Origin of the sequence: Shewanella sp. Isolate7 (assembly GCF_022398425.1) — a bacterium.
Taxonomy (GTDB): domain Bacteria; phylum Pseudomonadota; class Gammaproteobacteria; order Enterobacterales; family Shewanellaceae; genus Shewanella.
Genome location: NZ_JAKEVJ010000006.1, coordinates 1 through 12147, shown reverse-complemented (window position 1 = coordinate 12147; position 12147 = coordinate 1). Strand labels below are relative to the sequence as shown.

Genomic DNA, 12147 nt, shown 5'->3' with positions numbered 1-12147 from the left:
CGCTGATCTTGGTCTATCTGCTTTTTTCTCGGACGATGTTACTACAAACGGCTGTACAAGAGTTTTCACATCAAGAAAGGTTTTCTGCGCTGCAAGCCCTATTGGACGGTCGGCTGCTGGAGTGTCAGCGCCGCGCCCATATTATTCGTGGTGTCTTCGCGGGCGAGCCTAAGTTATCTTGCCAAGTCTCCCTTAACGATCAGGGTAAGGTGAGCGGTCGTTGTGACTGCGGTCAGCCACGCTGTCTGCATCAGGCGGCCTTGGTGATCGAGCTGGCGGCTCATAGCGCACTCGAAGAGCAGGGACGTTCCAGACGCTCAGATACGGCGATTCGCCTGTTTCGCAGCGATCTCAAGGAGCGTTTCGATCCTTTCCCCACCATGGCGCGCCATCGCATCCTTTACCTGTTAAGCCCGAGCGAGACAGGTTTGCAGCTCAAGGTGTTAAAAGGCTATCTCAACAAGAATGGCCGCTATCAGCTCAAGGGACCTTTAGGCTTCGAGCTGCTGCAGAGCCAGCCTGTGCCCAAGTATGTCAGTCAGACAGATCTCAAGTTACTGCACCTACTCAGAGAGGTTGCGGGCCAAGTCACGGGTGAGACTTTTAGATCCGAAACTAGCCCCGAAACCAGCAGTGAAAATTTGCGTGCCGATAGCACTCTATCACAGCTACCCGAGTACCTAAGCCCTGCGGTGTCACGCCTGGATGCACTGGCAGAGCAACAACAGGTGTCGCAGGCAGGAGCCTCGCTTGAGCAGGCGATCCTTATCGATCTCAAGTGTTCGCTCGCTAATGACGCCTTTTGCTCCTCACGGCCTCTTTCCAGTGAACATTCAGCCACACTCGACAGTGATTTTTATCGCTTGCTGTTTGCTAGCGGACGCTGTTTCTTTGGCAAGGTGGCGGGTGAGCCCGTGCGTCTGGCGACCCACTATGATGAAGATTATCTGGACGAAGAGTTCATGTTGCCGCTTTGCGCCGGGGTCTGGCTAGATACCTGCTCGGGCACGGGGATCCTAGATAAACGCCAGGATCAGCGGATTAATCAACAGCTGTTAGAGGGTGTGGATCTGGACGGTGACTGGCTGCCACGCCTTGAGATCGCCCGCGAGAGCCTGGAGCAGCACTGGCACGAGCCTATGTTGTCGCCCATAGATGTCGCGAAATTTTCTATGGTCCATCGCGGAAGGCTATATGATTTCGAAGCGTTAAGTTACCTGGGCGCCGGGCATAAGGCCTTTATGGCGCAGTTTGCCAAGTGTCAGCTGATGCTCAACCCCTTACCCTTACTTACTAGCCAATTTGAAACTGCGGTCACCGAAACCCTCAACTATGGCCTACGATTGGTACCGGACGAGGTGAGTGAGCATGTGATCTTGCTGCGCACCCTGTCGCTTAAGGGCTGGCAGATTGAACTGGTGGCCAAACAGCGTTTCGTTCAGGTGGCGGCCAATGCCTGGTATGGCGAGGTAAACAGCACCGACAAGGATTGGTTCGAGCTTAGCCTGGGGGTCGAGGTCGAGGGGAAACGGGTTAACCTCTTGCCTCTGCTGGTTAACCTGATTCGACAGGGCAAGCTAAGCCGGGATTTCACGACCAGCCCTGATCTAAGCACTAGCCCACATATAGGCACTAGCCCGGCGTTAAACAGCGGTGCTGCGCAGTCTGATAAACAGGGGAGCGAGCAGCAGCTACAGGAGGTGGCGCTCGAGCTAGAATCTGGCGCGATCCTGACGCTGCCGGCGAGCCGCGTGCAGCGAATACTTGCTGTGCTGGACGAACTCTTTACCCAGCAGCCCCTAAACGATCAGGAGAAGTTGGTGCTGGCCAGGCATCACCTCGGCCGCATCCCGCTGCTCGATGACGCCTTGAGTCAGTCAAAGCAGGCGCTCACCTGGTCGGGCGAGGCCAAGCTCAGGCAACATGCCAAGGCGCTAGGCCGTTATCTCAATGAGTCGCAAACCCAGCGAGGCGACCGGCTAGGTACCGCGGACTTTGTCGCGCCCAATGGGCTCAACGCCGAGCTGCGCCCCTACCAGGTAGAAGGGGTCGCCTGGCTACAATTTATCAAGCAACATGGCTTTGGCGCCATACTGGCAGACGACATGGGCCTGGGTAAGACGCTGCAGACCCTTTGTAGCATCTTATTGGATAAACAGGCCGGTGTGTGTAAGGCGCCGGTGCTGGTTGTGGCGCCCACCAGTTTGCTCAGCAACTGGCAGCGAGAGATCGCGCAGTTTACCCCTAGCCTGACGAGTTTCATCTGGAGCGGCCGTGCCCGTCACGATAATGAGCAGGCGCTGACCCATGTCGATGTGCTGATCACCAGCTACGGCATCTTGGCTCAGGATGCCGAGCGGCTGACCAAGCTTAACTGGCATCAGGTGATCTTAGATGAGGCACAGACCATCAAAAACAGCCGCAGCCGCATCACTAAGTTGGTGAACCGCCTGCAGACCAAGCATCGTCTCTGTTTGACGGGGACGCCGATGGAGAATCATCTGGGTGAACTCTGGTCGCTGTTTCATTTCCTGATGCCAGGCTTTCTCGGCACGGCGACCCAGTTTCAGCGCCAGTTTAAACAGCCGATAGAGAAAGATCATTGCGACACCAGCCGCCAACGACTAGCTCAGCGTCTGGCGCCCTTTATGCTCAGGCGCACCAAGCGTCAGGTGGCGACCGAACTGCCGACCAAGACGGTGATCAACACCTTGATTGAGCTGAGCCAGAGTCAGTCGGATCTCTATGAGACCATACGCCTGACGGTGGCGGAGCAGGTGCAGCTGGCGCTGCGGCAAACCGGTGCCAAGGCGAACCGCCTGATGATCAGCAACGCACTGCTTAAGCTTCGCCAGGTCTGCTGTCACCCGTCGATGCTCAATCTGGCTCAGGCTGGCGAGCGCGCGGATCTTGCCGAGGCCAGCTCAGAGGGCGCAGAAACAAACGCGAAGAATACCGCCTACGACGGCGGCCAGGATGAGGCTAACGTCGAGTCTTCCAAGCTAGCCTGGTTAGAGAACAAGTTGCCGAACATGATTGAAGATGGCCGCAACATTCTCATCTTCTCCTCCTTTACCAGTATGCTGGATCTGATCGCCGAGCAATTGGATTGCCAGCAGATAGGCTATGAGATGCTAACCGGGCGAAGCCGCCATCGCGATCGCATCATAGAGCGTTTTCGTCGCGGCGAGGTCAATGTGTTTCTCATCAGCCTAAAGGCCGGTGGGTCTGGACTCAATCTGACCGAGGCGGATGTGGTGATCCATGTGGATCCCTGGTGGAATCCCGCTGCCGAAGAGCAGGCCAGCGACAGGGCCTATCGTATAGGGCAGGACAAGCCGGTATTCGTCTATAAGCTTATCTGTCAGAACACGGTTGAGGAGCGCATTCAGCAGCTGCAGCAGAGCAAACAGGCGCTAGCCCAAAGCATGTATCAGACCGAGAGCCTAACGGCCGCGGAGATGGATAAGGATGATTGGCTGGCTCTGCTTCAACCTCTCACAGAGCAGCCAGTCGCAGATTGATAGGGGCCACTTGCCCTAAATTAGTTGTTCGAGATTAGTTGTTCGAGATTACTCGCCCTGGATGGTGAGTAACAGGGTACGGCCCCCGGCGCGGTTGCGTGCCTCGCACAGGTAGATCCCTTGCCAGGTACCCAGATTGAACTCTCCGTCGGTGATAGGTAGGGTAAGTTCCGCCCCCAGAATCGACGACTTCAGATGGGCCGGCATGTCGTCGTCCCCCTCATAGGTATGGGTATAATAGGGCTCATTCTCCGGGACCAAACGGTTAAAGAAGCGCTCAAAGTCTTCCCGCACACTGGGGTCGGCATTTTCGTTGAGCGTGACTCCCGCCGAGGTATGTTGTAACAACAGATGGGCGAGACCTATCTTAATCTTGCTAAGCTCTGGGGCGGCGCGATAGATCTCTTCGGTGATCAGGTGATACCCGCGTTGTTTCGGGGGCAGATTTATCTCGACTTGAATCCACATGATGATTTTTCCTACGCTGTTTTATCGCCAAATGCTGGCACTTTTTGTTATTTTGCTAAGAGTGCGCCAACTCCCTAAGCTTGTAAAGCCTGCCGTAGAGTCTGTTTGATGGGATTTGCCGCTTAGCGTTTAAAGCGGCGAAGATGAAGAGAAAAATACAGGGATAGAAAACGTTAATGGTTAAGCAAAGACTGGAGCCAGTAGAGGGGCATGTTCAAGGTAAAATCGTGCAATCGGCGCCGCTAATGCCAGCGCCGCTAACCACGTCATCATCATCACCGTCGTCATCGTCGCCAGCGCTAGCGCCGTCAAAGCAAGCCGCCAAGATGCCACCTGCATTGCCAGTTTATTACTACCTTAATAATTTCAACACCATGCTCCAAGGTGTTGAGCATCGCTATGGCGATCTGCTCGATGAGGTTGAGCTGGGCTTTATTAGCACTTTTTCGGCGTTGGGACAGGATGCTCAGTGTCTGCTGGTGAGACTCATCTCGCGTAAGGGGCCCTGGTTCTGCTTGCCACAGCTTAGCTACATTGAAATCACAGATATCTCGGCGGCCATCTCGCAGCTGCATGCTCACGAACTGATCGACTATGAGCGGCCCGAAACGAGCTGGCTGCTGCAAAAGAGCACCAAGGCGGAGCTTATTAAGGCCTTGTTAGCGCAAGATTCCAGTCAATCAGCGCCTGGCAATCCAGAGGCTTCGAACCTCGGTTGCGCGGCGATTAAGCGGCTGAAGAAGAGCGAGCTTATCGAGTATGCCCAAAACGCGGGCCTATTGGCGCGACTGCTTGCGGGGCTGGCGCCCGAGTGGCATTGGTTCTGCCTGAGTCCCAAGGCCGTCTATCGACGTTTCGAGCTACTCTATTTCGAGCGTATGAGTCAGTCCCTGAGTCAGTTTATCTTGGCCGATCTTGGCATTCATAATTTTGAAGCATATTCGGTGAGCATCGCCTGTCGCAGCTTTAATACGCGAGCCGAGTTAGAAGGCTTGTATACGTTATCTAGTCTATACCGGGAGTTTGAAGAGGGTGGGTTGGGTGGTAAGCCATGTGACCTTGATGTCAAAAAAATTGATTCATTTTGCCAGAGTCTCACCGAGCTGCCCGATTTCTCTAAAGAGGCTGACAATCTATCTAAAGAGGCTAACAATGAAAAGCTGAACCGCATGACCCAGGTACTCTGGCTAATGGCGGCGCGCCAATTGGAGCGCTTAGGCCTTTTTGAGCGCGCATTAGCCCTTTATGCTAACACAGAGAGACCGCCGAGCCGGGAACGCCGGACTCGCTGCCTGAATAAGCTTGGCCGCGATGATGAAGCGCTAAGGCTAGTTGAGCTGATGTTAGCAGAACCTTTGGAGGAGAGTGAGCGTCTGGTCGCAAGGCGTTTGCAGAAAAGCCTTCATCGCAGCCTGAGAAGGGCGGCGCCCAAGTCTTGGCAAGGGGAGTTTGATACCTTCAAACTTGAGTGTCAGCGCACAGCTACCGATGAGAGCCAGGAAGATAGAGCCTTAAACGCAGAGCGTGTCGAGCAAAGCGCTGCTAGGCATCTGACTCGTGTGCAGGAAAGGCAGATGCATCTTTGTGTCGAGGTAGAGAACCGTCTGTTCGCTAGCCTGTTTGGCCTGGCCTTTTGGGACATTATCTTCGCCGATGTGCGTGGCGCCTTTGCCAATCCCTACCAGAGCAGGCCGAGTGATATGTACCACAGCGCCTTCTATCCACGGCGCAAGCGTGCCATAGATGCGCGCCTTGCGGCGTTGGCATCCGGCGATATCGAGGTGATCGTCAGTCATTTTCACGCCAAACGCGGGATCACCAACGACTGGGTACATTGGCCCTTGTTTGAAGAGTTAAGCCTCGATGACCTAGGGTTGGAATCAGCCCAAAGCCGCGAAAAGGATCAGACACCGTTGTTACTGGAGCTGGCACTGGCAGCATTCAGCGGTGCTTTTCTGGCAAACCTATTTCGACATATGCTGTTCGATCTCCGCTACTATCGTGCTGGCTTTCCCGATCTCATCTGTTTTCATCTAGACCTAGAGCTAGACCTAGAGCGTCCTAGCAATGAAGATAGCAGGGAAGACGGCTTACCAAACTTTCAACATAAAGGGGTATCCGCCGAGCTTATCGAGGTAAAAGGGCCGGGAGATAGCCTAAGAGACAATCAGACCATCTGGCTGGACTGGTTTAATCGTCACGGCGTTAAAGCCAGTGTCTGTTATCTCTCCTGGGCAGAATCTTCAGTGGAATAATACTGCTCAGCATGTTTTGGGTTAACGTCGCCTAGTTTATGTTACGCGATTTGGATCTTTAGCTGTTCCCATCAGCTGTATTTTTGCTAACCTCGCATAATAAGATACAAGATTGATAACACCTTGAAGTCATTTAGAGACAGTGCGTAGATACAGTTTGTAGAGATAGCGCTTAGTGATAGTGTCCCTCTGGTGGCAACAAATGGAATGATGCGAGGAGATAGCGATGCAAATTGCCGGGCGCATTAAAAGTGTAGCGGGGAGACGCCTATCTATGGCGCTGCTGCTATGTCTGTCGAGCTTGCCCCTGTGTCACGGCGCGCCGCGATTAGATCTCAGTGCGAGCACCTTGAGCGGCGAGCAGGTCTCACTCGAGGCCTACAAGGGCAAGGTGGTCTATGTGGATTTTTGGGCCTCCTGGTGTGCGCCCTGTCGCGACTCTTTTCCCTGGATGGAGCTGATGCATCAGCGCTATGGCGATAAGGGGCTGGCGATCGTTGCGATCAATCTCGATGAAAAGCGTGAGATGGCGGGGCCATTTCTGGCGGACTTCAAGACCAGTTTCGATATCCTCTACGATCCCAAGGGCGAGGTGGCGAGCCACTTTAATCTGCAGGGGATGCCCAGTAGTTACCTGTTTGATAGCGAAGGGCAGCTGGTCAGCGAGCATCTAGGATTCTTTAAGTCGAAGCAACTCGCCGTCGAGCAGGAGATCCAATCGCTATTGATGAAGAGGGCAAAGAATGAAAACTAGTGCAAGCCGCGTGAGCATTCTGTTGGCCCTGTTGCTCACCCCCTTAATTACTGGCTGTGCCAACCTTGGGGTAAAACCTTGGGAGCGGGGCCAATTTGCCCGCCAAGATATGCAGCTTGAAGCCGACGAGATGGATATGGCGATAGAAGATCATATCTATTTCAGTAAGGAGGGCGCCAGCGGCGGTCGTACACTCGCCGGTGGTGGTTGTGGTTGTAACTAGGTTGTTTTAGAGATAACAGGGAAAAGGAAGATCGCGTGAGCGACAAGAAGGACAGATTGACTCCCAATCGGATCGCAATTTCAAATCACTCTGCAAGCAAGGTGGCTGTTGAGTTACCAAAGCCGCCAAAGCTGCTAGAGTCGCTAGAGTCGCTAGAGTCGCTAGAGTCGCTAGAGTCGGCAGAAAGTGCATGGGCGAAGGCAGGTCAGTTTAAAACCCGACAAGAGCCTCAGCTACAAGCCCAAATCTCTGACCATGATTCTGTGATGGCATCGCTACTGATGGCCAGCAGTCTGTTTCTCGGTGTCGGCGGGGCAACCTTGAGTCAGCAGGCGATGGCCAATGACCAAGCCAGCACCAATTCTGGTGCAGTCACTCAGACGAGTGAGAGTGCCACAGAGCAAGACGAAACCGATCTTCTCGCCGGGGCGACCATCGATGCCGCACTGGTTTACTATCAGGAGCAGGACAGGGTCACGGCGGCAGAAGGCATTATCAACTACCGTCAGGCACTGGACGATACCAATATCATTCGTGGCAAGATCGCCTTAGATGCGTTAACCGGCGCCTCGGCAAATGGGGCTGTTATTCAGGCGCGGCCCCAAAGCTTTACCCGTCCCTCGGGCACCGGCGTCTATCAGGCCAGCAGCGGCGAACTGCCGCTGGATGATACCTTCAAGGATACCCGACTACAGCTGAGTGCCAACTGGCAGCATCTCTTCTCCGCCAAATGGCAGACGAGTCTCGGCGGGTATCTCTCTCGCGAGTATGACTACACCTCGCTGGGGCTGAACGCCGGTGTCGAGCATTCCCTTAACCAGAGCAATACCCAGGTGTTTGCCGGCGCGGCCTACTATTTCGATATCGTTAATCCTGTGGGGGGGCGACCTGTTGGGCTGAGTGAGATGGTGTTTCGAGAGGACTTTGCCAGCGAGGCCGAGTTTAGGCAGGCGTTCGATGCCACCCGCTATTACGATACCGCGCTCAAACGCACGCTCGACCTGAATGTCGGGGTGACCCAGACCCTTAATCGTCGCTGGCAGGCTCAGCTAAGCTACGGCCTCTCCAGTGTCAATGGCTACCTTAATGACGCCTATAAGGTCGTTAGCCGAGTCGACACTAGTGGACGGGCACTTGGCTATCATTATGAGCAGCGCCCCGATGAGCGGCTCAAACATAACCTCTACCTGATGACCAAGGGCGCCTTAGATAGCGGCACGCTCACCTTTTCCTATCGCTACAGTGACGATGATTGGTCGCTTCAGGCCCACACCTTGGACGCGCGTTATCGCTATAACCTGAGTGCCGGCGCCTTTGTGCAGTGGCAATTCAGGGCCTATCGGCAGCAGGCCGCCGAGTTTTACCATCTCTATTTGACCGAGAGCGAGCCCTTGCCCGAATTCGCCTCGGCAGATCACCGTCTGGGTAAGATGCAGACCTATACCCTTGGCGTCAAATACGGTCAAAGGCTAGAGCAGGGGATGCTTGCCAGTGTGCGGCTCGCCTACTATCAGCAGCGGCCGCAGAATCCCAGTGTTGAACTCCCTGGTGAGTTGGCTGACTTCGATCAGTTTCCTAGGGTCGATGCCATAGTACTGCAATTTGGGATGAGATTTTGAGCCCAGACTTTGTTGAGGGTTTTAGCCTGTCACCACTGCTTGATGACGACGCAGCTGAGGTGCCCGGCTGCGAAGGACTCAAGGGCGAATTCAAAGCCATGGCCAGTCGCTGTGAGCTGCTGGTTCGGCCTAAACAAGACCCTAAGCGCAATGTGCGCCAAGAAGGTCTTGGTGATGACCAGCGGGTTGCTGATGCGCTAGTGCGCGCCATGACCGAGGTCAAACGCATCGAGACCAAGTACAACCGTTTTAGCGATAGCAGCGAGCTTACCCAGATCAATCGCGGCGCCGGGGGCTGGCAAACCATAGACGACGAAACCCTGGGGCTGCTCAAATTTGCCGAGCACTGTTATCGGCTCAGTCAGGGCAAGTTTGATATTACCGCCGAGCCTGTATTAGCCCTCTGGCCATTCGGCGCGGCTCACGGCGCAGGTCTGCCTTGTGATGACAAGGTTAGGGCGGCGCTTACTCAGGTAGGCTTTGAGCGCCTCGTTATCGAAGATCAGCGCCTCTATCTACCCGAGGGCATGGGGATAGATCTTGGCGGGATCGCCAAGGAGTACGCCGCTGATAAAGCCATGGCTATCATGACCAGCGGGCTGCCTGATCACGATCTGTTAGTGAATCTAGGCGGCGATATGCTTGCCTCGCCAGGCTGCGAGCGGCCCTGGCTGATAGGTATAGAAGATCCCCATGCACTCGATTCGGCGGCCAGGGGGGTGACACTTAAGAGCGGTGCACTGGCTACCAGCGGTCATTCGCGCCGCTATCTGCTATGTGGAGGCAAGCGCTATGGTCACATTATTGACTCATGCACTGGCTATCCCATTGAAGGCGCGCCAATGTCAGTCAGCGTATTTGCACCTTCCTGTGTGGTGGCGGGCATGTTGGCGACCCTGGCCATGTTACAGGGGGAGATGGCTGAAGACTTCCTTTCTCGTCAGGGCGTCGTTCATCACATTATCCGAGGCTAGCTTTTCATGGCTAATTTTTCATGATTAGCTTTTCATAAATAGCTTTCAGGTATTTAAGTCGCGGGAGCGAGTCAATATCAACGCTCATTTTGCTCATTCTGGTGCTCGTTTATCCGGCAGGATTTTGCTAGAGTGGTTATAAATCAATGACTTTAGATTAGTAAGTCATCAATAATAGATTCGTTAAATGTGCATGCGCGTTTTGCCAAATAGATGCGCATGCGCACTAATAGAATGTTATGTAGCAGGAGGGAACTTGCAAGATATAAAGAACATATTCGTTTACAAGCGAACTCACGTTGGTGATCCCAATGTGGAGGGGGAGTTTGGTATCAACGACTGTATGGGGGAAATCCGTGACTATGATTTTGATGCTGTAATAGGTGTTGGAGGTTTAGGTGATGAGCCCTGCAGTTATGGAATCGATCGAAAGATCAATTGGATTGGTATCAAGCCGACGAGAATAAAAGGTTCCGAAGTTCATCGTGCAGATATACTGAAGTTCGAAAAATTTGTTTTGTTAGAGTCAACTGGTCCTATTTTTGAGCAAAGGGCTCCATTACTCGCAAAGCGTTTATATCAAGAAGGCGCTAGATTTGTATTCACAAGTATGACTGGTAAAGAACGAGAAGAAGCCATAAATATCTTAGCTTCTTGTTTGTCGTTACCTTCGATTGAATCAATAAAGATACCTGAAAAATGTAACCTAAGCTCTTCAAACCCCTGTATATCAAAGTGTTAAAGCTATATACCAATCCGTTTAAGAGTTATTCGCAACACGTGACATTTTCACTCTGCGTTGCTTTAAGTGATTAAGGTTGTTTGCAGAGGCATCGGTATTGTGTTGCTAATAGCTTAACAGAACGTTATGTTTTCCGAGGTAAATTAAGCAATGGCTGATCTTAGAGTTTCCATAAATCAAGGTCGATACGATGATGACTCAAAAAAGCTATTGGTCATTCGCGATAATGCCATTAGAAAGGGCAATTTAGATATTCAGGATTCAGTTGAGCAGCGGTTAAAGAAATGTCATCCCAATATCTACCAGAGAAAAATTGGTCAGCTACATCGGCGCGAGCGAGATCCTAAATTCAACTGTTACTGCAATAACCCAAAGAGCTTAGATGAAGTTTGTAAAGATATTCTCCAAAACAGAGTTCCTACTCAGGCTTTAACTTGTGACACTTGCTGGCAAGATGACCTCTCTACGACATGGGGGTATTATGGCTACTCTAAAAAAATAATTTCCAAGGTAATTTGGCAGGAGCTTTGTGACTTAAGAGCTTACGTTAAATTTGTGTAGCAACGAACAAAAAGTGCATCAAGTCTCTCGAAGGCTGGCTGGGATATCAAAACAACGCGGCGATTTAGCATTGGTGCTTTGCAAGTTTAAACTAATCGCCGCTTAAGTGTTGCTGGCTTTTATGTGGGTGTTAAGAGCCTTTTTCTGGATATCGTATGGTTAAACAACAAGTTTTCTACAAATATAAATCTCTTGATAATTTTGAATTTTTGCTCGACTTAATTCTTAGGGAAAGGTTATATGCCGCTCAACATCATGAGTTAAATGATCCGATGGAGGGGGTTGTTAAGATTGACGGAACAATACCTAAGGATAAAGAACAAGAGTGGGATGAACTACTTAAAACTTTTCGGATAGCCTGTTTTAGTCGGGACAAAGATCATCCTCTAATGTGGTCTCATTATGCAAATGGAGCAAGAGGTTGTGTTATTGAGTTTCAGTTAATGGATGACCGACAAGTTCATAGAGTTTTATACCTTAAAAAGCCAATTATTACAGAGCGCCATATTACTAGAGAAAAGGCAGAAGAAATCCTTGTACATAAAGATAAGCCATGGAAATATGAGTCAGAGAGTCGCTGTTTACTTGTAAGCGTCCGGTGATCCCACCTAGCGTTTAGCAAACTGCCATGGTAGTAGCTGCTCGATATCGACTTCGGGTTTGCTGAGCTGCTCTAGGCTAACCATGACATACTCGAACACATTGAGGTCGTTAGCCTTGGCCGTTTCAATGATGCTGTAGAGGATAGCACTCGCGTTAGCGCCGGTGGCAGTCTGGCTAAACAACCAGTTTTTTCTGCCTATGACGAACGGTTTGATTGCTCGTTCTGCACGATTGTTATCGATGGCGAGATGACCATCGAGTGTGTAACGAACCAGCTTATGCCATTGGTTGAGGCAATACTGTATTGCTTCTCCGAGTTTGGTTTTCGGTAACACCTGTTGGGCTGATTTTATCAGCCAGGTCTCAAGCTGATTCAGCAGTGGCAGGCTTTTTTCTTGTCGTTGCACATAACGTGTTACCGCTG

Annotated in this window: 11 protein-coding genes; 9 read left to right on the top strand and 2 right to left on the bottom strand. The window is 52.1% G+C overall.

Features of this window, described 5'->3' with window-relative positions:
- Nucleotides 1–35: 35 nt before the first annotated feature.
- Entirely contained in the window at nt 36–3524 is a 3489-nt protein-coding gene (locus L1D47_RS02320) for a DEAD/DEAH box helicase (protein WP_239882395.1), read from the top strand.
- A 48-nt stretch (nt 3525–3572) separates the two neighbouring features.
- On the opposite strand, the gene L1D47_RS02315 is transcribed toward L1D47_RS02320, so the two are convergent.
- Entirely contained in the window at nt 3573–3992 is a 420-nt protein-coding gene (locus L1D47_RS02315; protein WP_239882394.1) for a secondary thiamine-phosphate synthase enzyme YjbQ, read from the bottom strand.
- Nucleotides 3993–4168: 176 nt separating this feature from the next.
- On the opposite strand from L1D47_RS02315, the gene L1D47_RS02310 reads away from it, so the two are divergent.
- The 8 genes from L1D47_RS02310 to L1D47_RS02275 all read left to right on the top strand — a co-directional run bounded on the left by L1D47_RS02310 (nt 4169) and on the right by L1D47_RS02275 (nt 11722).
- Complete coding sequence (locus L1D47_RS02310; protein WP_239882393.1) at nt 4169–6247, top strand: VRR-NUC domain-containing protein; 2079 nt, start codon at nt 4169–4171, stop codon at nt 6245–6247.
- Between the two features lie 274 nt (nt 6248–6521).
- On the top strand, nt 6522–7001 hold the full coding sequence (locus tag L1D47_RS02305; protein ID WP_239882392.1) for a TlpA disulfide reductase family protein: 480 nt from the start codon (nt 6522–6524) through the stop codon (nt 6999–7001).
- Nucleotides 6991–7224, top strand: a complete 234-nt coding sequence (locus tag L1D47_RS02300; RefSeq protein WP_239882391.1) for a DUF4266 domain-containing protein — start codon at nt 6991–6993, stop codon at nt 7222–7224. Before L1D47_RS02305 ends, L1D47_RS02300 begins: the two co-directional genes overlap by 11 nt.
- A gap of 35 nt (nt 7225–7259) precedes the next feature.
- Entirely contained in the window at nt 7260–8843 is a 1584-nt protein-coding gene (locus L1D47_RS02295) for a DUF3570 domain-containing protein (protein ID WP_239882390.1), read from the top strand.
- Complete coding sequence (locus tag L1D47_RS02290; RefSeq protein WP_239882389.1) at nt 8840–9817, top strand: FAD:protein FMN transferase; 978 nt, start codon at nt 8840–8842, stop codon at nt 9815–9817. Before L1D47_RS02295 ends, L1D47_RS02290 begins: the two co-directional genes overlap by 4 nt.
- A gap of 256 nt (nt 9818–10073) precedes the next feature.
- Entirely contained in the window at nt 10074–10559 is a 486-nt protein-coding gene (locus tag L1D47_RS02285; protein WP_239882388.1) for a hypothetical protein, read from the top strand.
- Between the two features lie 150 nt (nt 10560–10709).
- Nucleotides 10710–11120 carry a hypothetical protein gene (locus L1D47_RS02280; protein ID WP_239882387.1) on the top strand — a complete coding sequence of 137 codons (411 nt, stop codon included), beginning with the start codon at nt 10710–10712 and terminating at the stop codon, nt 11118–11120.
- A 155-nt stretch (nt 11121–11275) separates the two neighbouring features.
- Nucleotides 11276–11722, top strand: a complete 447-nt coding sequence (locus L1D47_RS02275) for a DUF2971 domain-containing protein (protein WP_239882386.1) — start codon at nt 11276–11278, stop codon at nt 11720–11722.
- 6 nt (nt 11723–11728) lie between these two features.
- On the opposite strand, the gene L1D47_RS02270 is transcribed toward L1D47_RS02275, so the two are convergent.
- The coding region (locus tag L1D47_RS02270) for a transposase (protein WP_239882385.1) at nt 11729–12147 on the bottom strand (419 nt) is incomplete at its 5' end.